This window comes from Streptomyces saintjeani (assembly GCF_055409605.1).
This window is the reverse complement of sequence record NZ_CP189624.1, coordinates 9,373,106-9,396,094: the sequence shown is the minus strand read 5'-3', so window position 1 is coordinate 9,396,094 and position 22,989 is coordinate 9,373,106. Positions and strand designations below refer to the sequence as shown.

Sequence of the window (22,989 nt, the reverse complement as noted above, 5' to 3'; positions counted from 1 at the left end):
CTTCGGCCGGTCTCACCATCGGCCTCGACAAGAAGAGACGCCCACAGGGGTCATCCTCCGCGCGCGCAGCACCCCTTTCGCTCCCAGCCTCACCGACGCCGCCAAGGCCGGTACCAGGCACCTGACCGGGCGAACCGGCCGTCCTGACCCTGCGTCAGCTCACCCGCACCCCGCTGAGGACTGCGCCCGCAGTCGTCCACGTCTACGAGAACCCTGCCGTCCTCGCCACCGCCACCGCCGCCGACGCCTACGGCCCGGCATGCCCGCCCCTGATCTGCCTCCAGGGCCAGCCCTGGGCCGCCGCCCCCGCCCTGCTGCGCCACCTCCACACCCGAGGATCCCGGCTGCGCCACCACGGCGACTTCGGCTGGGGCGGCCTGCGCATCGCCGGCGCGCTACCGAGCCGCGTCTCCTGGTCCCCTGGCGCTGCACCGCCGCCGCTCCCCTGGCCCCACCCCTGACCGGCACCCCCACGACCGCCCCCTGGGATCCTGACCTGGCCCCGGCCCTCGCCGAACTCGGCGGGCGCGTCGAGGAGGAGACCGTCCTGGACGTCCCGCTGACCGACCTCGCGCCCTGAAGCAGCGGGCCGGGGCGCGGAGCGCATCCGCCGCACTCCTGACGTGCCTGCGCCGAAGCCCCCTCCGGCAGACCCCCGTCAGCAGATCCGAGGCAGTTGCTCCCCGAGCGGCATCTCGACGATGCGGCGGGCGCCGACCAGGGTCCGCAGGGTGACCCGGCCGGCGGGGCCGGACGGCAGGACCTCGCCGATGGGGACGGCCCCGGCGCCCTCCGGCAGGGAGCGCAGGGCGGTGAGGGTCGCCTCGGCCGCTTCGGGGGCGACGAAGGCGACCAGGCAGCCCTCGTTGGCGACAACGAGAGGGTCGAGGCCGAGGAGGTCGCAGGCGGAGGCGACCGCCTCGGGGACGGGGACGGTGTGCTCGTCGATCTCGACGGCCACCGAGGAGTCCCGGGCGATCTCGTTGAGGGCGGCGGCGAGCCCGCCCCTCGTCGGGTCGCGCAGGGTGTGGATCGCGGGGCCCAGCGGGGCCAGGGCCGCCACCAGCCGGTGCAGCGGCCGGGTGTCGGAGGCGATGTCGCTCTCGAAGCCGAGCCCCTCCCGGGTGCTGAGGACGGTCGTGCCGTGCAGTCCGATCGGCCCGGAGAGCAGGACCGCGTCACCGGGGCGGGCGAGGGCGGCGGAGGGGCACAGTGCCCGGTGGCGCTGTCCGACGCCGGTGGTGGTGACGAACAGCTTGTCGGCGGCGCCCCGGCCGACGACCTTGGTGTCCCCGGTGACGACGGGGACCCCGGCCTCGCGGGCCGCCTTGCCCAGCGACTGCATGACGGCCCGCAGATCGGCCAGTGGCAGCCCTTCCTCGACGATGAGGGAGACGGCCAGCGCGAGAGGCCGCGCGCCACGCATGGCGAGGTCGTTGACGGTGCCGTGGACGGCGAGGGAGCCGATGTCCCCGCCGGGGAAGAACAGCGGGCTGACGACGTGGCTGTCCGTGCTGATCACCAGGTCCTGATGGCCGGGCAGCAGGGCGGCGTCCTCCAGGGGGCCGTGGCCGCCGCCGGTCGCGGGGAGGATCACCTCGTCGAGGAGTTCGGCGGTGAGGCGTCCGCCGGCGCCGTGGCCGAGGAGCACGACCTCGTCCTCGCGCAGGGGTGCCGGGCACTCGATGGTCATGGGGCGCTCCTTGCGCGTCCGGCCGCGTGGTAGGCGGCGCAGGTCCCCTCGGACGACACCATGGGCGCGCCGAGCGGGTGGCGGGGGGTGCAGCGGGTGCCGTACGCGGGGCAGTCCGTGGGGATGCGGGCGCCGGTGAGGATGGCGCCCGCGATGCAGGCCGGGTCCTCGACGGGGTGCAGGTCACCGACGTCGAAGCGGCTGACCGCGTCGAACCGGGCGTACGGGGCGGCGAGTTCGAGTCCGCTGTCGGGCAGTGCGCCCAGGCCGCGCCAGGCTCGGCCGGTGACCTGGAAGACGGTGCGGACGGCGTCCTGGGCGGCGGTGTTGCCGGTGCGGCGCACGGCGCGCGCGTACTGGTTGGCCACCTCGTACCGGCCGGACTCCAGCTGCTCCACGGCCATCAGGACACCTTCCAGAAGGTCCAGCGGTTCGAAGCCGGTGACGACGATCGGCACCCGGTAGCGCTCGGCGATGGGTTCGTAGGCGCGCCAGCCGGTGACCGCGCACACGTGCCCGGCGGCGAGGAACGCCTGGACCTCGCAGTCGGGGTCGTCGAGCAGGGTGGTCATCGCTGGGGGGACGAGGACGTGGCTGACCAGCATCGTGAAGTTGGTGAGACCCAGGCGCGCCGCGTGCAGGACGGCGGTCGCGGCGGCGGGCGCCGTCGTCTCGAAGCCGACGGCGAGGAAGACCACCTCACGGCCTGGGTGGCGGGCGGCGAGGCGTACGGCGTCCATGGGGGCGTACACGACGCGGACGTCGGCGCCGCGGGCCCGCAGGGACAGCAGGTCGGTGGTGGTGCCGGGGACGCGCAGCATGTCGCCGAAGCTGGTGAAGGTGACGCCGGGGCGGGCGGCGATCGCCATGGCCCGGTCGAGGGTCTCCAGCGGGGTGACGCAGACCGGGCAGCCGGGGCCGTGGATCATGCGCATGCCGGCGGGCAGGAGTTCGTCGATGCCCTGGCGGACCAGGGTGTGGGTCTGGCCGCCGCACACCTCCATGATCCGCCAGGGGCGGGTGGCGGTGGCCCGCAGCGCGTCCAGCAGGCGGCGGGCGAGGACGGGGTCGCGGTACTCGTCGAGGTACTTCACCGGTCCCCCGAGGTGCGCACGATCCTCAGGTCGAGGAAGTGGGTGGAGCAGGAGATGCACGGGTCGTGGTTGCGGATCGCCCGCTCGCACAGGTCCGTCAGCTCCGCGTCGCCGAGGTCCTGTCCGCTCACGGCCCGCTGGGCGAGCCGGCGCAGGTCGGCCTCGATCGCGCCCTGGTTCTGCGCGGTCGGCGGAACCATGACGGCGTCGGTGACGATGCCTCGGGCGTCGAGTTCGTAGCGGTGGTAGAGGAGGCCGCGCGGGGCCTCGGTGGCTCCGTGTCCGACGCCGGCGACGGGCGGGACCTCCGTGTACGGGCGGGCGGGGGGCTCGTACGCGGCGATGATCCTGAGGGCCTCCTCCAGCGCGTACACGACCTCCACGGCCCGGACCAGGATCGAGCGGTACGGGTTGCGGCACACGCCGCCCTCGCGGGGGTCCCCGAGTCCGGCCTCGACGGCGGCCTGCCGGGCCAGGGGGGACAGGCGGCGGCCGTTGACCGCGAAGCGGGCGAGGGAACCGGTGAGGTGGGTGCGGCCGTCGAGCCGGGAGTGCAGGGCGGTCGAGTGCGCCACGTGCGTCTCGCGGACGCGCTGGGTGAAGTCCCGCAGCGGGAAGGAGCCGGTGGTTTTGTCGGCGCGCAGGACGGTCGGGGTGCCGCTCTCGATCGCGTACGTGTCCGGGGCGGCCAGGGCGAGGAGGTCGGCGTCGGTGCGGGCGTCGGGGAAGTCGAAGCCGGCCACCCAGCGCACGGTCTCCCAGGCGTCGTCGAGGGCGCGCCTCAGTTCCGGTTCCAGGGAGCGCAGTTCGCCGGGGGCCGGTGTCCGGTGGAACCCGCCGAGGCGGACGTTCACCGGGTGGATCGCGCGTCCGCCGAGCAGTTCCAGCAGGGAGTTGCCCGCCTTCTTCAGCCTGAGGCCGCGCTCCACCTCGGCGCGGTGGGTGCGGGCCAGTTCGATGGCGCCGGCGCGGCCGAGGAAGTCCGGGGCGTGCAGCAGGTAGATGTGCAGGGTCTGGCTCTCGATCCACTCGCCGCAGTACAGAAGTCTGCGCAGGGTGCCGATCGCCGGGTCGACGCGCACCCCGCAGGCGTCCTCGATCGCCGCGCACGCGCTCATCTGGTAGGCCACCGGGCAGATCCCGCAGACCCGGGCGGTGATGTCGGGCGGCTCGGTGTACGACCGGCCGCGCAGGAACGCCTCGAAGTAGCGGGGCGGTTCGTAGATCTCCAGGCGTGCCTCGGTGACCGTGCCGTCGTGGACGCGCAGGCTCAGCGCGCCCTCGCCCTCGACGCGGGAGAGGGAGCCGACGTGCAGGACGCGGGAACCTCGGTGGGTCACGAGTTCAGCTCCTTGTCGAAGGCGGTGGCGTTGAAGGTGTGCAGGAAGCGTCCGACGGCGTCCTCGTCGAGGCCGTCGCGGCGCAGCAGCGGGATGAGCGCGGGCAGGTTCACCGACCCGGACGGCCCGAAGCAGCCGAAGCAGCCGCGCCGGTAGGCGGGGCACAGGGCGCCGCAGCCGGCGTGGGTGACGGGGCCGAGGCAGGGGGTGCCGTCGGCGACGGTGACGCAGACCGTGCCGCGCCGCTTGCACTCGAAGCAGACGCTGTGTTCGGGGATGTCGGGCTTGCGGCCGGCGAGGTACGCGGTGATCACTTCGAGGAGCTGGCGCCGGTCGACGGGGCAGCCGCGCAGTTCGAAGTCGACGTCCACGTGGGCCGAGACGGGGGTGGAGGTGGCCAGGGTGGAGATGTATTCGGGGTGGGCGTAGACCACGCGCCGGTAGGCGTCGACGTCGGCGAAGTTCCTGAGGGCCTGGATGCCTCCGGCGGTCGCGCACGCGCCGATCGTGACGAGCCGGCGGGAGGCGGCGCGGATGGCGTGGACGCGTTCGGCGTCCTCGGGGGTGGTGACGGAGCCCTCCACGAGGGTCAGGTCGTAGGGTCCCGGCTCGACCGCGCTGGTGGCCTCCAGGAAGTGCGCGATCCGCACCTCGCCGGCGAGGCCGAGGAGTTCGTCCTCGCAGTCCAGCAGGGTGAGCTGGCAGCCGTCGCAGGAGGCCAGTTTGAAGACGGCGAGCGTCGGGGTGTCCGGTGTGCTCATCTCACAGCTCCCTCACCGACAGCAGGGGTTCGGCGCGGTCCCAGCCGACGACGGGGCCGTCCCGGCACACCAGGAGGGGGCCGAGCTGGCAGTGGCCGCAGTGGCCGGTCGCGCAGCGCATGTTCCGTTCCAGGGAGACGCGGACGCGCTCGGGGGGCACGCCGAGGTGGACGAGGTCGCGGGCGGTGGCGCGGATCATCGGCTCGGGTCCGCAGACGAACGCCCAGGTGCGGGCGGGGTCGAAGGGGGCACGGTCGAGGAGGCGGGTGACGACGCCGACGTCGCCGTCCCAGTCCGGGTCGGGGCGGTCGACGGTCACCCCGGTGTACGCCGTGCGCCATTTCTCCAGGTCGTCGCGGACGATGAGGTCGGCGGGGGTGCGGGCCCCGGCGAGCACGCTGATCCGGCCGTAGCGGCCGGGTTCGGCGAGCGCTTCGAGGACCAGGGGGCGCAGCGGGGCGAGTCCGATGCCGCCGGCCACCACGAGGACGTCCCGGCCGCGCGCCCGTTCCAGCTCCCAGCCGGTGCCGTAGGGGCCGTGCACGCCGAGGACACCGCCGACGCGGGTCGCGCACAGCCCGGCGGAGACCGCGCCGACGGCGCGCACGGTGTGCGCCAGGCCGCCGGTGGACTGGACGGAGCTGACCGACAGGGGGATCTCACCGCGGCCGAAGCAGTGCACCATCGCGAACTGGCCCGGCGTGAACCCGGCGAGTTCCCCGCCGACGGGCTCGATCCGCAGGGTGACCGTGTCCGCGGTCTCGACACGCCGGTCGGTCACCACGTGCGGTACGGGCAGTGCGCTCATGGGGCGCCTCCCGTGCCGGTGGTGCCGTACAGGTCGACGAGGCGGGTGCGGGCGGCGGCGAGACGCCCGGCCAGCACCTGGCCGACCCACTGGCCGACCGCCCGCCCGAAGCCGGCGTCCTCGTCGCACATCCGGCGCACGGCGACGGCGTCGAAGGCGTACGCGCGCACCGGGGTGGTGGCGGTGGCGCCGAGCTGCCACACGTAGGGCTCGAAGAGCCAGGAGCAGCCGGTCAGGTCCCCGGCGCCAAGGGTCTCGACGACGGCCGCGCGGCGGCCGGGGATGTGCACGTCCAGGGCGACGGTGCCCTCCCGCAGGACCCAGAAGCGGTCCGCGTACTCGCCCTCGTCGAAGAGCCTGGTCCCCGGGCGCAGGTCTGTTTCGCGGGCGGCCCTGAGGAGCCGCTCCCGGTGCTCGTCGCCCAGCGCCTTCGCCATGCGCAGCCTGCTCGCGACGGTCATCGGGGAGTCTCCGTCCCGTGCTCGGCGTCCAGGGCGGCGACCTCTTCGGTGAGGTCGATGCCGACCGGGCACCAGGCGATGCACCGGCCGCAGCCGACACAGCCGGAGCTGTCGAACTGGTCGTGCCAGGTGGACAGTTTGTGGGTGAGCCACTGCCGGTAGCGGGACCGGCCCGAGGCGCGGACCGGACCTTCGTGCAGGAGGGAGAAGTCCACGTCGAAGCAGGAGTCCCAGTGCTGCCACCGTTCGGTGTGGTCGCCGGTGAGGTCGGTGACCTCCTCGGTGGTGACGCAGAAGCAGGTGGGGCAGACCATGGTGCAGTTGCCGCAGGTCAGGCAGCGTGCGGCGACGTCGTCCCAGCGCTCGGCGTCCAGGCTCTCGCCGAGCAGGGCGCGGACGTCGACCGGGGGCAGGGCGCGGCCCATGCGGTCGCGGGCGGCGTCCACGGCGCCCCGGGCAGTGGCCTCGGTGCCGGTGTCGGCCCGGTGGTGCGGTACGGCGTCCAGCAGCCGGGCGCCCTCCTCGCTGCCGACGCGCGCCAGGAAGCGGTGCCCGGCGTCGTCCACGATCTCGGTGAGCGCCAGGTCGTAGCCGGGGTCGGCGGCGGGGCCGCCGCCGGTGGAGACGCAGAAGCAGGTCGCGCCGGGTTCGGTGCACTCGGCGGCGATCAGCAGGGCGCGCCGCCGGCGCCGGCCGTACCCGGTGTCCTGGTACCGGCCGCCGGTCAGGACGCGGTCCTGGATGGCGATGGCCCGCAGGTCGCAGGGGCGTACGCCGAGGAACGCGTAGGCGGGGGGTTCGGGGTCGGCGGGGGTGAAGGTGACGTCGCCCCCGGAGGTCCGGTCGGCGCTCCACAGGCGTTCGCGCGCCGGGTGCAGCCAGGACTTCCAGGACTGGGGTCCGGCGCTGTGCGCGAAGGCGGCGCGGTCCGCTCGGGGGACGAGCCGGTAGCGGCCGGCGTCGAGTTCGACGCCCCAGCCGTAGGGGAGTTCGGCGGCGGAGGTCAGCTCGGCGAGCACGATCGCGCCGTCGCGCACGGTCGGTCCGACGACGGTGCGGTCCTGGGCCACCAGGGTCGCGACGAGCACCTCCAGTCCGTCCTCGTCGATCACGGCCGGGGGCACGGTGACGGTCATGACGGTCCACACCTTTCGTCGCTTTTCGTCGTGGGGGTTGGTGCCGTGCTCCTGCACCGCCAGCCTGCGGCCCCGCCCGTGCCCGGGGCAGGGGCCGACCGGCCCTGCGGGGCGGGCCCGCCGGACCTCGGGGGCAGTTCCTCGCCGAGTTCGCCCTCGACCGCGCCCGCCATGGCGCGCAGGACGTCGAGCGTGCGGTGCGCCTCGGCCTCGTCGACCAGGGTGATCGCGAAGCCGACGTGCACGACGACGTAACTGCCGATGTCCGCGTCGGGGACGCAGCTCAGGCACGCCTCGCGCCGCACGCCGCCGAAGTCGACGGTGGCCATGCGCAGTCCGGCGTCGTCGTGGATCTCCAGGACGCGTCCGGGGATGCCCAGGCACATGGGTCCTCACTCCCTGTCGGTGAGCCGGGCGGCGGCGACCGCCGCCTGGCCGTAGCTGATGCCGCCGTCCCCGGCCGGGACCTCGGAGCCGACCAGGACCCGCAGGCCCTGGGCGTGCAGGCGGCGCCGGACGCCGGTCAGCAGCAGCCGGTTGGCGAAGCAGCCCCCGCCCAGGCACACCGTGCGCGGCGCGCCCTCGGCGACGGCACGAGCCACGAGGTCGGCGGTGGCGGCGGCCAGCGTCAGGTGGAAGGCGGCGGCCAACCGGTCCACCGGCTCCCCGTCCAGGCGGCGGCGCAGCAGGTCGGTGAGGGTGGCGGTGGAGTCGTACACCCACAGTCCGCCGGCGCGCACCACGCGGTGGGCGAGCGGCGCCGCGTGCGTGTCGCCGGCCGCCGTCTCCAGCAGGGCGGCGGCCTCGCCCTCGTAGGTGACCCGGTCGGCGAGGCCGAGGAGGCAGGCCGCGGCGTCGAAGAGGCGTCCGGCGCTGGAGGCGCGCGGGCAGTTGACGTCCCGGGCGACCATGGCGCGGACGGTGGCGCTCTCCCTCGGGTCGAGCCGGCCGGTGAGGATGGCGGTGAGCCGGTCGGGCGGGAGCGGGGAACCGAGCGCCTCGGCGCCGAGGAGATGGCCGAGCGCGGTGCGGCAGGGGTGGCGTACGGCGGCGTCGCCGCCGGGCAGCGGGGCGGTCGCGAACCGGCCCACGCGGCGGTAGCCGCGCAGGTCGGCGACGAGGATCTCGCCGCCCCACAGGGTGCCGTCGTCGCCGAGTCCCAGGCCGTCGTAGGCGACGCCGAGGAAGGGGCCGCGCACCTCGTGCTCGGCGGCGCAGGCGGCCACGTGGGCGTGGTGGTGCTGGACGGCCGTGCGGGGCAGGGGCTGGCGCAGCGCCCACTGGGTGGACAGGTAGCCGGGGTGCGGGTCGTGGGCGAGGAGGCGGGGTTGGATGCCGGTGAGGTGGCGCAGCCGGTCGTAGGCCGACAGGAACGCGTCGTAGGTGGCCGGGCCGGAGAGGTCGCCGGTGTGCGGGCCGAGGTGGGCGCGGCCGTCGGCGGCGAGGGTGACGGTGTGTTTCAGGTGGGCGCCCAGGCCCGCCACCGGTTGCCTGGCGGCGCTCGGGAGGGGGGCGGGGGCCAGGCCCCGGGCGCGGCGCAGGGTGAGGCGGGTGCGGCCCGCGAACTGGACGACGGAGTCGTCGTGGCGGGCGCGGATGGGGCGGTCGTGGGTGAGGAAGCCGTCCGCGATCCCCTCCAGGGTGGCCCGGGCGGTGGCGTCGTCGATGGCGATGGGGTCGTCCCCGAGGTTGCCGCTGGTGACGACGAGGGGGCGGCCGAGTCCGTCCAGGAGGAGGTGGTGCAGGCCCGTGGTGGGCAGGAACAGGCCGATGCGGGCCAGTCCGGGGTGCACGCCGGGTGCCAGGTGCGGCGTGCCGTGCAGGTGGCGGCGGGCGAGCAGGACGACGGGGCGCTGCGGGGAGGTGAGGGCGGCGCGTTCCCCGGAGCTGATGCGTGCCAGCCGGGCGGCGGCGTGGATGTCGCCCACCATCACGGCGAACGGTTTCGCCGGCCGGTGTTTGCGGCGGCGCAGTTCGGCGACGGCGCGCGGGTCGCCCGCGTCGCACACGAGCTGGTAGCCGCCGAGCCCTTTGAGGGCGACGATCCCGCCGTCGGCGACCGTCTTGACGGCCGCGTCCAGGGCGGCCTCGCCGCGCAGCGCGTCCCAGGCCAGGCAGGGGCCGCAGGCGGGGCAGGCGACGGGTTCGGCGTGGAAGCGCCGGTCGGCGGGGTCCGCGTACTCGGCCGCGCAGTCCGGGCACATCGGGAAGCGGGCCATGGTGGTGCGGATCCGGTCGTAGGGCAGGTCCTCGATGATCGTGGCGCGCGGGCCGCAGTCCGCGCAGTTCACGAACGGGTAGCGGTGGCGGCGGTCGGCGGGGTCGCGCAGGTCGCGCAGGCAGGCGGCGCAGATCGCCGCGTCGGGCGGGATCTCGCGGTTGCCGGGGCCTCGGCCGGCGAGGGTGCTGGGGCGGACCGCGAAGCCGGGGGCCGGGCGCGCGGTGCTGTCGGTCAGCCGTACCCGGCGGACCCGGGCGAGGGGTGGTGCGTCGCCGCGCAGGCGGGCGGCGAAGCTGCGGACGGCGGCCGGTGGGCCCGCGACCTCGCCCTCGACGTGGCCGTCGACGTTCGCGACCCAGCCGTCCAGGCCGAGTTCGGCGGCGGTGCGGTGGACGAAGGGGCGGAAGCCGACGCCCTGGACGGTGCCCTCGACGTGGAAGCGGCGTACGGTCATGGCCGCTGCCCGGTCGCAATGTCGTCCTCGACGGCTCGCGCGAGCGCCGGGACGGCGGCGGCGACGGCGGGTGACAGGCCCGTGCCGAAGGAGCCGTCGGCGCCCTCCACCGCGTACACGATCACGTGCTCGGGCAGGCGGTCCAGGATCCGGGCGAGTTCGACGGCCTCGCCGAGGCCCAGTCCGTGGGAGCTGGTGGCCGACGGCGGCGCCAGGCGGCCCCCGTCGAGGGCGAGGCGGTGCACGCGGCCGGGTGTGCCGGGGTGGGCGTGGGCGGCGTCGACGACGACGGCGAGGGCGGCGCCGTCCCACAGGCCGATCAGCCGGCCGGGGTCTCCGTCGCAGGTGGTGAGCGCGGTGCCCGGGGGCAGGGGCCGCTGCTTCGCCCGTTCGCGCAGCCGGGCGATCACGGCCCGGCCCACGCCGTCGTCGTGGCGGAACTCGTTGCCGACGCCGATGACGACGACGGGCCGACTCTGTGTCATGACCTCCACGGTGGGCTGCGGCGCGGGTCCCCTCCAGGGGCCGAACGGCCCTCGGCAGCCGGCCGAGGGTCCCGGGGCGGGCCGGTCCCGTCCCTCCCGCCCGCCTCGGGCGGGTCCTGCTCCCGCCGGGTCCGCGCCCGGGGTCCCGGGCCGCCGTGTCCGGGCGCCGGATCTCCCCGGTGTGCCACGGCCCGGGGCCGTACGGCCCTCGGGAGCGCACCGGTCGGCCCTCGTCCGGGGGCCGGGGCGCGAACAGGCTGGGGCGGGAGGGCGTTCGCGCGGCGGGCACCGGTCCCTTCCCCGGGGCGCCGCGCGGGTCCGGTCGCCCTCGTCGCCCGAGCGAGGTCCACCATGCAGCAGCCCACGCAGGCCCGGCGGCTCCGGCTCCCGGGCGCCGAACCCACCCTCCTCGTCGTGACCACCGCCGCGCTGTCGGCCGGCGGCGCGGCCTGGCTGTCCGGCGCCCACGGCCCGGCCGGCCTGTGCTGGGCGCTGGGCACGGCCGTCGCCGTCGTCCCCTCGGTCGGCTGGGTGCTGGGCGCCCTGCGCCGGGGGCGGGCGGGGGTGGACGTGATCGCGGTGCTGGCCCTCGCCGGCACGCTGGCCGTGGGCGAGTACCTGGCCGGGGCGCTGGTCGCGGTGATGCTCGCCTCCGGCCGCACCCTGGAGTCCGCGGCGCAGCGCAGGGCCTCCCGCGACCTGCGGGCCCTGCTGGAGCGCGCGCCCCGTACCGCGCGGCGCCGCACCGGCTCCGAGGTGCGGGTCGTGCCGTGCGCCGACCTCGTGGCCGGTGACCTGGTCGTGGTGGGTCCCGGCGAGGTCGTCCCCGTGGACGGCCGGGTCAGCGGCGCGGCAGCGGTGCTGGACGAGTCGGCGCTCACCGGCGAGGCGGCGACGGTCCGCCGCCCGCCCGGCGACGCCGTGCGCAGCGGCGTGCTCAACGCGGGCGACGCGTTCGAGGTGCGGGCCACGGCGGCCGAGCGGGACAGCACCTACGCGGGGATCGTCCGGCTGGCCCGGGAGGCGGGGGCCGAGGCGGCGCCCGTGGTGCGGCTGGCCGACCGGTACGCGGCCTGGTTCCTGCCGCTGTCGGTGGGCGCCGCCGCGCTGGCCTGGGCGGTGACCGGTTCCGCGGTGCGCGCGGTGGCGGTGCTGGTGGTGGCGACACCCTGTCCGCTGCTGCTGGCGGCGCCGGTGGCCGTCGTCTCCGGGCTGTCGCGGGCCTCGCGGCTGGGCGTGGTGGTGCGCGACGGCGGGGCGCTGGAGACGCTCGGCCGGGCCCGGACCCTGCTGCTGGACAAGACGGGCACCCTCACCCGGGGCCGGCCCGAGGTCCTGGACGTGGTCGCCGCACCGGGCCGCAGCCCGGCCGAGGTGCTGCGGCTGGCGGCCTCCCTCGACCAGTTCTCGCCGCACGTGCTGGCCCGCGCGATCGTGGACGCGGCCCACCGGCGGGGACTGCGGCTGTCCGTGCCCGAGGACATGTCGGAGCTGCCCGGACGCGGTGCCGCCGGGACCCTCGCGGGCCGCCGCACGGCCGTCGGCCGCCTCGACCCGTCGGCACGGTTGCCGGGCTGGGCCCGCACGGCGGCCAACCGGGCCGTCCTCGACGGAGCCGCCGTGGCCTGGCTCACCGTGGACGGGGAACCCGTCGGCGCCGTCCTGCTGCGTGACCCGCTGCGCTCGGACGCGGCACGCACCGTGCGCCGGCTGCGCGCGGCGGGCGTCACCCGGATCGCGCTCCTCACCGGTGACCGGGCCGAGGCCGCCGCGGAGGTCGGCGCCGTGCTCGGACTGGACGAGGTGCAGGCCGGGCTCGATCCGGCCGGCAAGGTCGCCGCGGTGCGCGCGGAACGCGGACGGGCGGTCACGGTCATGGTGGGCGACGGGGTCAACGACGCGCCCGCGCTCGCCGCCGCCGACGTCGGGGTGGCGATGGGGGCGCGGGGTTCCACGGCGTCCTCGGAGGCCGCCGACGTGGTGCTGACCACGGACCGGGTGGACCGCCTGGCCGACACGGTCGGCGTCGCCGTGCGGTCGCGGCGCATCGCCGTGCAGAGCGCGCTCGGCGGGATGGCGCTGTCGCTGGCCGCGATGGCGGCGGCCGGCCTCGGGCTGCTCCCGCCGGCCGCCGGGGCCCTCCTCCAGGAGGGGATCGACGTCGTGGTGATCCTCAACGCGCTGCGCGCGCTGGGCGGCGGCCGGGCCGCGCACCCGGCGCTGCGCCCCTCCGCCCAGGCGCTGGTCCGGCGCTTCGCCGCCGAGCACGACGACCTCCAGGACGTACTGGAGGCCGTCCGGTCGGCCGCGGACCTCCTGTGCGACGACCCCGGCCCGACGTCGTACGCCGCGCTGGTCCGGACCCACCGGCTGCTCACCGAACGGTTGTTGCCGCACGAGTACGCCGAGGAGCACCAGCTCTACCCGGCGCTCTCCCCCATGCTCGGCGGGCCCGAGGCGACCGCCACGATGAGCCGTGCCCACGCCGAGATCGAACGTCTCACCGGCCGCCTCGCCACCCACCTCGCGCTCGCCGCGCCGGGCGGCGCCCCGCTGCCGGAGCAACTCGACGACCTGCGGGCCTGCCTGTACGGGCTGTACACGGTGCTGCGCCTGCACTTCACGCAGGAGGAGGAGAACTACTTCTCCCTCGCGCCCTGAGGCCAGGAGGCACACGCCGTGCGACGAGTGCCCGGATGTGCGCGGCGCCGGTGCACGCCTCGCGCTCCACTGGGCTGCTCGTGGTGGTCCCTCACTGAGCTCCGCGGCGGGTCTGGAGGGTGAACCAGGTGGTCTTGCCGTCGTCGGTGGGGCGCACGCCCCAGCTGTCGGCCAGGGTGTCGACGAGCAGGAGTCCGCGGCCGGATTCGTCGTCGGGGGCAGCCAGGCGGGGCTGGGGCAGGTGGGGGCTGTGGTCGCTGATCTCGATGGTGACGTCGGCGGTCGTGCGGCGCAGGTGGAGGCCGAGGGGGCCCTGGGCGTGCTGGAGGGCGTTGGTGAGGACCTCGGAGACCAGGAGCCGGGCATCGTCCGCGAGGTGGGCGCAGTTCCACACGGTGAGGGTCTTGGTGAGGAAACTGCGTCCGTCACCGATGGAGGAGGCGAGGGCGGGCAGGGCGGTGGTGGCGCTGGCCAGTGGTGCGTCGGGCAGCCTGGCCAAGAGCAGGGTGACGTCGTCGTTGTGGTCCTCGACGTCGGGCAGCAGGGCGGCCAGGACGCCGTCGGCGATGGTTTCCAGGCCGCTGACGGTGGCGAAGGCGGCGTCGAGGGTGCGGGTGAGTTCGGCGAGCCGGTAGCCGATGTCGCTGCCGGGGGTCTCGATCAGGCCGTCGGTGTAGAGGACGAGCGCGGCGCCCGGGGGTACCGCGGTGCGGGTCTGCTCGTGCGGGACGCCGCCGACGCCGAGCGGCGCGCTGGTGGGGGCCTCCAGCTCCCGTACCCCGCCCGCGGGGTCGGCCAGCAGGGCGGGCAGGTGGCCGGCTGAGCAGAGGGTCACCTCGCCGGTGTCCGGTGCCAGGACGAGGTAGCAGCAGGTGACGAGTTGTTCGGGCTGGCCGAGGTCGGCGACGATCGCGTCGAGGGCCTGCATCAGCTGGCGCGGCTCCATGCCGGTCTTGGCCAGTGCGTGGGCGGCGGCCCGCAGCTGGCCCATGACGGCGGCGGCCTCCAGACCGCGTCCCATGACATCGCCGATCAGGATGCCCACCCGGCCCGCCCCCAGCGGGATGAGGTCGAACCAGTCGCCGCCGACGCCGGCGCCCTGGGTGGCGGGCAGATAGCGGCTGGCGGTGGCCAGGCCGGGGATGGCGGGCGGGGTGCCCATCAGGCTGCGCTGGAGGGTGAGGGCGATGTGCCGTTGCTGCTCGTACAGGGCCTGGAGTTCGTCCTCGGCCCGCTTGCGGTCGCTGATGTCACGCACGATGGCGCACGCGCCCTCGACCGTGCCGTCGGCGGCGCGCGTGGGCCACAGCGTCACATCGACGTCGAGCAACCGCCCGTCGCGGGTGACCCGGAGGGTCTCGAAGTGCTCGATCTTCTCGCCGTGGGCCAGGCGTTCCAGGAGCGTGGTGATCTCGTGGGTGTGGTCGGGCAGGGCGAGCATACCGACGTGGTGGCCGAGTGCCTCCTCGGCGCTGTAGCCGTAGAGCCGCTGGGCGGCGGCGTTCCAGTAGGTGATGTATCCGTCGAGGGTCTTGGCGAGGATCGCGTCCTGGGAGGACTCGACCAGGGCGGCGAGCTGGTTGATGTGCTGTTCGGCGGCTTTGCGGTCGCTGACGTCGCGGACGGCAGCGGAGACCAGAAGCCCGTCCGCGGTCTCCAGCGGACTGAGACTGATCTCGACCGGGAACTCCGTACCGTCCTTGCGCAGCCCGTGCAACTCCAGACCCGCACCCATCGGCCGCACCTGCCGCGCCCCCGCATACGCCTCCCGATGCCCGGCATGCTGCACCCGAAACCGCCCCGGAATCAACAACTCCACCGGCTGACCCAGCAGTTCCGCCCGCCGATACCCGAACAACGACTCCGTCTGCGCGTTCACCAACCGGATCTGACCCACATCATCCACGATCACCATCGCATCCGGCGCCGCCTCCAACAGCCCCCGAAACCGCTGTTCGGCGGCTTTGCGGTCGCTGACGTCGCGGACGGCAGCGGAGACCAGAAGCCCGTCCGCGGTCTCCAGCGGACTGAGACTGATCTCGACCGGGAACTCCGTACCGTCCTTGCGCAGCCCGTGCAACTCCAGACCCGCACCCATCGGCCGCACCTGCCGCGCCCCCGCATACGCCTCCCGATGCCCGGCATGCTGCACCCGAAACCGCCCCGGAATCAACAACTCCACCGGCTGACCCAGCAGTTCCGCCCGCCGATACCCGAACAACGACTCCGTCTGCGCGTTCACCAACCGGATCTGACCCACATCATCCACGATCACCATCGCATCCGGCGCCGCCTCCAACAGCCCCCGAAACCGCTCCTCGCCCGCTGACGCTGTCCTGACCTTGTCGTCCATGTCGATCCCAACCGGCTGGCACATCTACGGTGAATCGGGCCATCACAGCGCATCGGCGGGCCCCGCGTTCCCGCATGCCCTCTACTGGTTCCCCGGCTGCCGAACCTGTCCACTTCGCTTCGACAAGGCATCGATTTCTGGAGATCCGCCGCACCGGACCGGCAGGGCGGGACCGGCCACGCTCGTCCACGCACCGGTGACGGCGGTGACAGCAGGTGGACGCGCAGGGAGCAGAGAGGGGCGGCGCCCTGGAGCCCCCGGACGCCGCCGTCGGCCGGTGGCTCGTGCTGCGGGGCGAGCCACCACGGCAGCCGCGCCCACCCCGCAGCCCCCTGCCCCACCATCACCCCGGCCACGCACGGTGCGCAGGCCCGCAGGTTTCGGGAGCCGTTCGGCCGGGGGCGGGGGCCGTCCGGCCTCTGCTGCGGACCGGGCCGGGCGTACGACGCTGGAGCCGTGCCGCCCGGCCGGAGCACACCTGCGGCCCGGGGCGCGGCACGGGAGGGAGGGGCATGGCAAGGGTCGTCTTCGACAAGGTCACCCGCCGCTTCCCGAAGACGGACCGGCCCGCCGTCCACGATCTCGAACCAGAGGTGCGCCGGGGCGGTCGGTGCCGTGGAGGGCACCGGTGCGGTCACCTCCCCGCACACGACGGCCGAGGTGGCCCGGGAGGTCGTCCTGTTCCGATCCCGATCCTGAGGAGAACGACAACCATGACATCGCACGCATCCCCGCAAGCCGCCCCGCCTCCGGTTCATCCGGTCCGGCTCACGGCCGTCCTCGACGCCCGGCTGTCGCGCTGGCTGTGGCTGGTCAAGTGGCTGCTGGCCCTCCCGCACTACCTCGTCCTCGTCCTGCTGTGGGTGGCCTGCGCCCTGGTGAGCGTGGTGGCGTTCTTCGCCGTCCTGTTCACCGGCCGCTATCCGCGGGCCCTGTTCGACTTCACCGCCGGTGTCCTGCGCTGGAGCTGGCGGGTGGGCTACTACGCGGGCGCCGCCCTGGGCACCGACCGCTACCCGCCCTTCACGCTCGCCGATGTCCCCGACTACCCCGCGCGCCTGGAGGTGGCCTACCCCAAGGAGCTCTCCCGCGGCCTGGTCCTGGTGAAGTGGTGGCTCCTCGCCCTTCCCCACTACGTGGTCCTGAGTTTCCTGTGCGGCGGTCCGAGGGTGCTGTGGGCCTCGGGCGGCCTCATCTCGGTCCTGGTGTTCTTCGCCGGGGTCGCCCTCCTGTTCACCGGGGTCTATCCGCGCGGCATCTTCGACCTGGTCACCGGCCTCAACCGGTGGACGGTACGGGTCCTCGCCTACGCCCTCCTGCTGACCGACGTCTACCCGCCGTTCCGGCTGGACCAGGGCGGCACGGAACCGGAGGGCGCGGCTTCGCTTCCCGCGTGACCTCGAACGGCCACGGCAGCCGGCCGGGGAACACGCCGCGAGGGCGGTCCTCGTGCGCCAGGGCCCGATGCCAGGCCCGCGTGACGACGGCCCTCCGTCTTTTCCAGGAGCCCCCGCACCGTTCCCCGCGCCGGTACCGCCCACACGACGCGTCCACTCTCGGGCCACGGCAGCCCGGCCGGGCCCGGCCATCAAGAAGAACCCTCGCCGCCACCTGCCTCAGCCGGCGCAGGCCCGACCGGGGAGTGACGCTGGGTCACCCGGCCGCCGGGGCCAGGGTCTGTGCGGGGCGGCGGCGTGGGCAGGTCCAGGAGTCCGGGGTGCGGCCGAGCCGCAGGATCATCTGGGGAAAGCGGTCTCCCGTCAGCCTGTCCTGCAACTCCGCGCGCAGCGAGGGGAATTCCAGCGGCTGGGTGTGGAAGGCCGCCAGCACGCCGTTGGCCGCCGCGCACAGCAGGACACGCTGGAGCGCCTGCCCCGCCCGCAGCCAGTCCGCGCGGGTGTCGTGGGCGGTGGACAGGACGGCGACCGTGCCGGAGCGCTCCGTCCAGCGGCGCACCCCGCTCGCGCACTCGGTCAGGCGGCCGGTGTAGTCGCGCCCGGCGAGAAGCGTGCGGTCCGGATCGAGACGGCAGGCGTCGTGGGGCACCCGTTCCTGCCACGGCCGTACGGCGGGACCGAATCCCCCGGCGATCTCGGAGACGTGCCCGGGGGCGGCGCGGTGCGCGGACTCCGCTTCCCGTACCGCCGCCGCGAGGATCCCCAGTTTCTCCGGATGGTCGATGGTCTGTAGCAGGGCGCCTTCCGCGCGGGCGTGCTCCCGCAGCTCCTCGACGAGGGTCCACGGCAGGAGCCCGGGGCCGAACGGCCCGCGGTGCGTGTGGCGCATGGCCATCGCCCGTTCCAGCACGGCCACCTCACGGGTCACCGGGGCGTGGGCACCCCACCGTACGCGGGCCAGGAAGTCCGGGCGTGCGAGGTCGGGGAAGAGGGCCACCACGGGCCGGAAGCCCAGGTGCCGCACGGCGATCCGCACGTTGAACAGGGCCGCCCCGCAGCTGATGACCATCTGCCGGCCCCCCGGATCGGTCAGGGGCAGCCACCGTCCGGGATCGGCGTGCAGTTCGAACCCGTGGTCGCCGCCCTCGTCGACGAAGGACCACGGCTGGGTGTTGTGCACCGAGGGCGCGGTGCCGGCGGCGCGGGCGAGGTGGAAGGCCGCGTGGCCCGGCCTCGCGGAGACAGGGGTTGCGTGCGGCGCTGGCATGGTGTTCCACCTTTCCGTGGACCGTCTCCAGCGTCCCGGTGCGGCGGGACTGTCTGATAGGGCCGTCCGGCCCCGTGTCCGGGCCGGTGAGTCCGCCGGCTTCAGGCGTGCGGGACGACGGCGACGGGGCAGCCCACGTGGTGCAGCACCGCGTGCGTGACCGCGCCGAGGTACGGCCCGGCGCGGCCGTCCCGGGTCCGCCGGCCCACGACGAGCAGGGCGGCCCGGGCCGAGGCGTGCGTGAGTTCCGCGGCGGCGCTCCCCTCGGTGACCGTCCCGGTCACGGTCACCGCCGGGAACTTCTCCCGCCACGGCCGCAGCGCCACGGCCAGCGCCTGCTCCTCCCGCGCGCGCAGCCGCCCGGGTGCCGTGCCGTGAGCGCTCTCGCCGTCCGGGACCCGGTAGGTGTGCACGACCCGCAGTCCGCTCTCCCTGCGCAGGGCGGACGCGAAGGCGAACTCGACCGGTTCGTCGCACGGGTGCGAGGTGTCCAGGCCGAGGACGACGTCCCGGTAGGGCAGGCCGGGAATCTCCTCCGGCGAGACCCCGTGCGCGGCCGGCAGGTGCTCGGCCGCGTACGTCACCCCCGCGCGGACGAGCACCACGGGAGCCGTCGACCGGGCCAGGACCCGGTGGGAGACCGATCCGACGACGAACCCGTGCGGCCCGCCCAGTCCCCGGGAGCCGAGCACCAGCAGATCGGCTCGGACCGCTTCCGCGACCAGGGTGTCGGTCGCGGCGTCCCGCACGAGCCGTTCGACGACCGCCAGCCGGGGATGGCTGGTGCGGACGCCGGAGGCCACCCGGTCGAGGGTGTGCTCGGCCTGTTCGTGGACGGCGCCGGCGCGGCCCGGTATGAGGGGGCGCGGCCACACATGGACGATCCTCAGTCCGACACCCCGTCGCAGGGCCTCCCTGGCCGCCCAGTGGGCGGCGGCCAGGCTCTCCGCCGATCCGTCGATCCCCGCGGTCACGTGACGCGGCATGATGAGCACCTCCCGGTCCTTGTCTCCGGCCGAGCGGCGGGCTCCTCCGCACGGCGCGGCACCCGCGCGTCCCGCAGGGCGCTCAGGACGAAGGCGACGCCCGCGGAGCCCACCGCGAGGAGCGTGTAGGGCCCCAGGCCCGCCGACCACGGTGATCCGTGCACGTCACGCCTCCTCTCGGCCGTCTCCTCCAAGACCATCACGGGCCGGACCGCGCCACAGGGTGCCGATGGGGCCACCCCGGGGTGCCGGACGGCCCCTGCCGGGGGTGCCGCGCCGTCAGCACACTGGGCAGGGTCGCTTCCCAGGCCCACCGGCCCCGTGGCACGGGGCGGGAAGGAGGTCCCGATGTGGTCCGCGACGCTCGGTGCACCCACGGCACAGACACTGGTCTCGGCGGCCGTGACGGCACCGTCCCTGCACAACACCCAGCCCTGGCGGTTCCGCCTCGCCCCGGACGGCGCGACGTTCGAGGTCCTGGCCGCGGCGCACCGCGGACTGCGGCACACCGACCCCATGGGCCGTGCCCTGCACCTGTCCGTCGGCTGTGCGGTCCTCAACCTGCGGGTGGCGGTGGCCCGGCTCGGCCGGGAGCCGGTGACCCGGCTGCTGCCCTCCCCCGGTGAACCGGAGCTGCTCGCCACCGTGCGGCTCGGCGGGCCGGCACGGGGCGCCCCGGCCGCCCGGCTGTACGAGGCGTTGTGGTACCGGCACAGCAGCCGGCTCCCCTTCTACGACGTACCGCTTCCCTGGGCGGTCCTGACGGAGCTCGCCGAGGCGGCGCACTACGAGGGCGCCGTGCTGAGCTGTCCCGGTCCGCGCGAGACCGAACGGCTGCTGCGGCTCACCTGGGACGCCGAGCACCGCAACACCGCCGACTCCGACCGGGCCGAGGAGAGCCGTCACTGGGTGCGCGGGCCGGACGGGGGGCGGCTCGGTATGCCGCCCGGTGTGCTCGGGCCGCAGGACTTCCGGGAACAGCTTCCCGTGCGGGACTTCGGCGCCCACCGGCACCCGTCGGACCTGCCCTCGCGTCCGTTCGAGCGCAGGCCCCGGCTCGCCGTGCTGTCGACCGCGCACGACCGGCGAACCGACTGGCTGCGGGCGGGTCAGGCCCTGGAACGCGTCCTGCTGGTGGCCACCGTCCACGGGCTGCGCGCCTCCTTGCTGCATCAGGCTCTGGAATGGCCCGACCTGCGCGAACAGCTCGTCCCCGGCGCCGACGGCCGCAAGGCCCATGCACAGATGGTGATCCGGCTGGGCTACGGCCCGGAGGGCGCCGCGACACCGCGCCGACCGGTGGGGCAGGCGATGGACGGGGACCCGCCGGGGTGACGGTCACAGCGGGCCGGTGTCCTCGTGGCCGGCCCGTCACCCGGTGCGCAGTCCGCCGCCGCCCGTACCGGACTCCGACGCGTCGTGGCCCGGACCCGGGGGCGTCACGTCCGGCGCCGGGTCCGCTTCGGGGACGGTGGTGTGCAGGGTGGTGTCCGGGCCGAGACCGACCAGGTGCAGGAGGCGCCGGTGCAGCGGATCGGTGACCACGACGGCCAGGCGGTGTTGGGCGGCGCTGAGCCGCACGGCCGTACGCAGCAGGGCGTTGATGCCGCTGCCGTCGATGAAGGTGACGTCCCGCAGGTCGACGACGGTGTCGGCCCGCGCGCCGGGAGTGTCGTCCAGGAAGTCGCTGCCGGGGGGAGCCGCGAGCAAGTCGATCTCGCCGTGCAGTTCCACGAACTGCCGTCGGCCGTCCCACCACCGGCGGACCATGTGGGACGGTCCGCCGGTGGTGGGACGGCCGGTGAGGGGGACACGCCAGCGCAGGCGGGTGCCGCCACCGGGCGGTATCTCCAGCACGAGGCCGCCGCCCAGTGCGGCTGCCCGGACCTCCAGGTCCGCGAGTCCCCCGAGGACGGCGCCCTCGGGGATCCCTGTGCCGTCGTCGGTGACGTCGACGGCCAGCATCCCGTCCCCGGCGACGAGACGGACGTCGACGGACCGGGCGCGGGCGTGGCGGGCGACGTTGTCCAGCGCCTCGGTGAGCATCGCGGTCGCCTGGTCGGCGACGGGACCGGGCGTCGCGCCGTCCGGTACGCCTTCCATCCGCAGGACGGGGGCCAGACCGAGGGGCCCGGCCGCCTCCGCCACCGTCGCCGCCACTCGCGCCCACAGGGTCGGTGCCCCCGGCTGCTCCCGCAGGCGCAGCCTCAGGGCCTCCGAGCTGATCAGCTTGATGGTGGTGTCGAGGTCGTCGACCAGCCGTGCGAGCCGTTCGACGGCCTGCGGCGGATACCTCACGAGCCGCCGCAGCTTCTCCAGCCCCATCCCCAGGGTGAACAGCCGCTGTACGGCGACATCGTGCGGGTCGTCCATGACGCGTTCGCGCTCCTCGTCCGTGGCGGTCCGGCGCGCGTGCTTCCCGCGCTCGGCGAGTTCGATGCCGACGGCCGCCTGGGCGGCGAACCCGGCCAGCGGGCCGGTCTCCGCCGTCCCGAAGGGTGCGCGTCCCTTGCCCCGGGCGAGCAGCAGGACGCCGCGGGCCGGTCCGGCGCCTCTCAGGGGCACGAGTACGGCCGCTCCGAGCCCCAGTTCCTCGTCGGCGTGCAGTTCGCGGACGAGGTCGTCGACGACGACGGCCCCGCGACCGGTGAGCGCCGCCGCCAGGGGGCCCGCCCGCGGGAGCGGTAGCAGGCCGGCGAAGAGTTCCGCGCCTTCTCCGACGGCGACCGCCGTGTGCAGCGCCTGGCCGCCGTCCGTGCGGACGAGGACGGCGCCCAGGTCGGCCGAGACGTTCCGCAGGGCGTGCCAGGCGACCGTCCGCAGCACCTCCGTCTGCGGCCTGCCCGCCAGCAGGGCGGAGGTGATCTCCGCGCCGGCGGCCAGCCAGGTCTCCCTGCGGCGTCCTTCCTCGTAGAGCCGGGCGTTGTCGATCGCGACCCCGGCCGCGGCGGCGAGCACCGAGACCACGGCCTCGTCCTCGGCGTCGAACCCGTGCGCGCCGCGCCTGTTCGCCAGGTACAGGTTGCCGAAGACGTCGTCGCGGACCTTGATGGGTACCCCGAGGAACGACCGCATGGGAGGGTGGTGCTCGGGGAAACCCTGGAAGTCCGGGTGCCGGGCGACGTCCGCGAGCCGGACCGGTTCCGGGCGCCGGATCAGCGTGCCCAGCAGGCCGTGTCCCCGCGGCAACGGTCCGATCCGCTCCTGTGTCTCGTCGCCCATCCCGACCGGCACGAAGGCCGACAGACTCCGGTCCTCGCCGATCACGCCCAGCGCTCCGTACTCGGCGTCCGTCAGCGTCACCGCCGCCTCCACGACCCGATGCAGCACCTGAGACAGCTCCAGTCCGTGACCCACGTCCAGCACCGCCTGGAGCAGGGACTGCACCCGGTCGCGTGCGTTGCGGACCTCGCCGATGCGTGCGTGCAGGTCGTCCAGCAAGTCGTCCAGTCGCAGCCTGGGCAGCAGTCCGCCGCTCTCCGTGCTCACGTTCGTCTCCCCACCCTCGGTCGACGGCTCGACCGGGCCCGCGCTCTCGGCACAACCGGGTACGGCACCGGTCGCCGCGAACTTCCGATCGGCTCGTCGTGTACCAGGTCATCGATCACCCCCGTCACCCCCTCGGCCGGGTACCCGCGACGCGGGACGGCACGGCCGGACGACACTGCGGGGTACGGGTCGGGGTGGCGCGCGGCATCGTGCGCGGCGGCGGGGGCCGGACACTCGGGCAGCACTGCGGGGACACCCGGACCGGGACTCGGCCGTCGCTGGCACAGCGGACGGCACGGCGCCGAGGAATCCCCTCACTGCGAGTCATCTCCGCTGCGCTGGTCGTGCTGGGACGGCCGGGGTCCGGGGCGCGGAACAGGAGA

At 75.1% G+C, this 22,989-nt stretch carries 19 protein-coding genes; 5 read left to right on the top strand and 14 right to left on the bottom strand.

The annotated features are described in order from the left end of the window. Positions 1–143 precede the first annotated feature (143 nt). Together ACQCO7_RS42155 and ACQCO7_RS42150 are read left to right on the top strand one after the other, a co-directional pair. The gene (locus tag ACQCO7_RS42155; protein ID WP_464077432.1) at positions 144–461 is read left to right on the top strand and encodes a DUF2399 domain-containing protein; all 318 of its coding nucleotides are present in this window, start codon (positions 144–146) and stop codon (positions 459–461) included. Continuing rightward, positions 368–580, top strand: coding sequence for a DUF2399 domain-containing protein (locus tag ACQCO7_RS42150; RefSeq protein ID WP_464077431.1), 213 nt, complete (start codon positions 368–370; stop codon positions 578–580). Before ACQCO7_RS42155 ends, ACQCO7_RS42150 begins: the two co-directional genes overlap by 94 nt. Before the next feature lie 78 nt (positions 581–658). Here ACQCO7_RS42150 and hypE read toward each other — a convergent pair whose 3' ends face one another. Genes hypE through ACQCO7_RS42100 form a run of 10 tightly spaced genes read right to left on the bottom strand, consistent with a single transcriptional unit; the run spans position 659 to position 10,453 of the window. Beyond that, positions 659–1,693 carry a hydrogenase expression/formation protein HypE gene (gene hypE / locus ACQCO7_RS42145; protein WP_464076795.1) on the bottom strand — a complete coding sequence of 345 codons (1,035 nt, stop codon included), beginning with the start codon at positions 1,691–1,693 and terminating at the stop codon, positions 659–661. Beyond that, the gene (gene hypD / locus ACQCO7_RS42140) at positions 1,690–2,787 is read right to left on the bottom strand and encodes a hydrogenase formation protein HypD (protein ID WP_464076794.1); all 1,098 of its coding nucleotides are present in this window, start codon (positions 2,785–2,787) and stop codon (positions 1,690–1,692) included. Before hypD ends, hypE begins: the two co-directional genes overlap by 4 nt. Next, a complete protein-coding gene (locus ACQCO7_RS42135; protein WP_464076793.1) occupies positions 2,784–4,127 on the bottom strand; it encodes a Ni/Fe hydrogenase subunit alpha in 1,344 nt (447 codons plus the stop codon). Before ACQCO7_RS42135 ends, hypD begins: the two co-directional genes overlap by 4 nt. Continuing rightward, positions 4,124–4,888, bottom strand: coding sequence for an NADH-quinone oxidoreductase subunit B family protein (locus ACQCO7_RS42130; protein WP_464076792.1), 765 nt, complete (start codon positions 4,886–4,888; stop codon positions 4,124–4,126). The genes ACQCO7_RS42135 and ACQCO7_RS42130 overlap by 4 nt, the downstream gene beginning before the upstream one ends. A gap of 1 nt (position 4,889) precedes the next feature. Further along, entirely contained in the window at positions 4,890–5,696 is an 807-nt protein-coding gene (locus ACQCO7_RS42125) for an FAD/NAD(P)-binding protein (protein ID WP_464076791.1), read from the bottom strand. After that, positions 5,693–6,157: a Crp/Fnr family transcriptional regulator gene (locus ACQCO7_RS42120; RefSeq protein WP_464076790.1), complete on the bottom strand. Its 465-nt coding sequence runs from the start codon at positions 6,155–6,157 to the stop codon at positions 5,693–5,695. The genes ACQCO7_RS42125 and ACQCO7_RS42120 overlap by 4 nt, the downstream gene beginning before the upstream one ends. After that, positions 6,154–7,293 carry a 4Fe-4S dicluster domain-containing protein gene (locus ACQCO7_RS42115; protein WP_464076789.1) on the bottom strand — a complete coding sequence of 380 codons (1,140 nt, stop codon included), beginning with the start codon at positions 7,291–7,293 and terminating at the stop codon, positions 6,154–6,156. The genes ACQCO7_RS42120 and ACQCO7_RS42115 overlap by 4 nt, the downstream gene beginning before the upstream one ends. Beyond that, positions 7,290–7,679: a HypC/HybG/HupF family hydrogenase formation chaperone gene (locus ACQCO7_RS42110; protein WP_464076788.1), complete on the bottom strand. Its 390-nt coding sequence runs from the start codon at positions 7,677–7,679 to the stop codon at positions 7,290–7,292. The genes ACQCO7_RS42115 and ACQCO7_RS42110 overlap by 4 nt, the downstream gene beginning before the upstream one ends. 6 nt (positions 7,680–7,685) lie before the next feature. After that, a complete protein-coding gene (gene hypF, locus ACQCO7_RS42105) occupies positions 7,686–9,968 on the bottom strand; it encodes a carbamoyltransferase HypF (protein ID WP_464076787.1) in 2,283 nt (760 codons plus the stop codon). Next, positions 9,965–10,453 (bottom strand): hydrogenase maturation protease, encoded by a 489-nt coding sequence (locus ACQCO7_RS42100; RefSeq protein WP_464076786.1) that lies wholly within the window; start codon positions 10,451–10,453, stop codon positions 9,965–9,967. Before ACQCO7_RS42100 ends, hypF begins: the two co-directional genes overlap by 4 nt. 351 nt (positions 10,454–10,804) lie before the next feature. On the opposite strand from ACQCO7_RS42100, the gene ACQCO7_RS42095 reads away from it, so the two are divergent. Beyond that, positions 10,805–13,114, top strand: coding sequence for a heavy metal translocating P-type ATPase (locus ACQCO7_RS42095; RefSeq protein WP_464076785.1), 2,310 nt, complete (start codon positions 10,805–10,807; stop codon positions 13,112–13,114). Positions 13,115–13,205: 91 nt separating this feature from the next. Here ACQCO7_RS42095 and ACQCO7_RS42090 read toward each other — a convergent pair whose 3' ends face one another. Further along, the gene (locus ACQCO7_RS42090) at positions 13,206–15,467 is read right to left on the bottom strand and encodes a PAS domain S-box protein (RefSeq protein ID WP_464076784.1); all 2,262 of its coding nucleotides are present in this window, start codon (positions 15,465–15,467) and stop codon (positions 13,206–13,208) included. 713 nt (positions 15,468–16,180) lie between these two features. On the opposite strand from ACQCO7_RS42090, the gene ACQCO7_RS42085 reads away from it, so the two are divergent. Beyond that, positions 16,181–16,864 (top strand): DUF4389 domain-containing protein, encoded by a 684-nt coding sequence (locus tag ACQCO7_RS42085; RefSeq protein ID WP_464076783.1) that lies wholly within the window; start codon positions 16,181–16,183, stop codon positions 16,862–16,864. Positions 16,865–17,120: 256 nt separating this feature from the next. Here ACQCO7_RS42085 and ACQCO7_RS42080 read toward each other — a convergent pair whose 3' ends face one another. Both ACQCO7_RS42080 and ACQCO7_RS42075 read right to left on the bottom strand, forming a co-directional pair. Then, on the bottom strand, positions 17,121–18,131 hold the full coding sequence (locus ACQCO7_RS42080) for an Acg family FMN-binding oxidoreductase (protein WP_464076782.1): 1,011 nt from the start codon (positions 18,129–18,131) through the stop codon (positions 17,121–17,123). A gap of 101 nt (positions 18,132–18,232) precedes the next feature. Continuing rightward, entirely contained in the window at positions 18,233–19,117 is an 885-nt protein-coding gene (locus ACQCO7_RS42075) for a universal stress protein (RefSeq protein ID WP_464076781.1), read from the bottom strand. 348 nt (positions 19,118–19,465) lie between these two features. Here ACQCO7_RS42075 and ACQCO7_RS42070 point away from each other — a divergent pair, with 348 nt between their 5' ends. Beyond that, positions 19,466–20,452 carry an Acg family FMN-binding oxidoreductase gene (locus tag ACQCO7_RS42070; protein WP_464076780.1) on the top strand — a complete coding sequence of 329 codons (987 nt, stop codon included), beginning with the start codon at positions 19,466–19,468 and terminating at the stop codon, positions 20,450–20,452. A gap of 36 nt (positions 20,453–20,488) precedes the next feature. On the opposite strand, the gene ACQCO7_RS42065 is transcribed toward ACQCO7_RS42070, so the two are convergent. Continuing rightward, entirely contained in the window at positions 20,489–22,606 is a 2,118-nt protein-coding gene (locus tag ACQCO7_RS42065; RefSeq protein WP_464076779.1) for a GAF domain-containing protein, read from the bottom strand. Positions 22,607–22,989 lie beyond the last annotated feature (383 nt).

Coding starts and splice junctions, on each gene's coding strand:
- hypE (WP_464076795.1), bottom strand. CDS start 1,693: ATGACCATCGAGTGCCCGGCACCCCTGCGCGAGGACGAGGTCGTGCTC.
- ACQCO7_RS42130 (WP_464076792.1), bottom strand. CDS start 4,888: ATGAGCACACCGGACACCCCGACGCTCGCCGTCTTCAAACTGGCCTCC.
- ACQCO7_RS42125 (WP_464076791.1), bottom strand. CDS start 5,696: ATGAGCGCACTGCCCGTACCGCACGTGGTGACCGACCGGCGTGTCGAG.
- ACQCO7_RS42120 (WP_464076790.1), bottom strand. CDS start 6,157: ATGACCGTCGCGAGCAGGCTGCGCATGGCGAAGGCGCTGGGCGACGAG.
- ACQCO7_RS42115 (WP_464076789.1), bottom strand. CDS start 7,293: ATGACCGTCACCGTGCCCCCGGCCGTGATCGACGAGGACGGACTGGAG.
- ACQCO7_RS42110 (WP_464076788.1), bottom strand. CDS start 7,679: ATGTGCCTGGGCATCCCCGGACGCGTCCTGGAGATCCACGACGACGCC.
- hypF (WP_464076787.1), bottom strand. CDS start 9,968: ATGACCGTACGCCGCTTCCACGTCGAGGGCACCGTCCAGGGCGTCGGC.
- ACQCO7_RS42100 (WP_464076786.1), bottom strand. CDS start 10,453: ATGACACAGAGTCGGCCCGTCGTCGTCATCGGCGTCGGCAACGAGTTC.
- ACQCO7_RS42095 (WP_464076785.1), top strand. CDS start 10,805: ATGCAGCAGCCCACGCAGGCCCGGCGGCTCCGGCTCCCGGGCGCCGAA.
- ACQCO7_RS42090 (WP_464076784.1), bottom strand. CDS start 15,467: ATGGACGACAAGGTCAGGACAGCGTCAGCGGGCGAGGAGCGGTTTCGG.
- ACQCO7_RS42085 (WP_464076783.1), top strand. CDS start 16,181: ATGACATCGCACGCATCCCCGCAAGCCGCCCCGCCTCCGGTTCATCCG.
- ACQCO7_RS42080 (WP_464076782.1), bottom strand. CDS start 18,131: ATGCCAGCGCCGCACGCAACCCCTGTCTCCGCGAGGCCGGGCCACGCG.
- ACQCO7_RS42075 (WP_464076781.1), bottom strand. CDS start 19,117: ATGCCGCGTCACGTGACCGCGGGGATCGACGGATCGGCGGAGAGCCTG.
- ACQCO7_RS42070 (WP_464076780.1), top strand. CDS start 19,466: ATGTGGTCCGCGACGCTCGGTGCACCCACGGCACAGACACTGGTCTCG.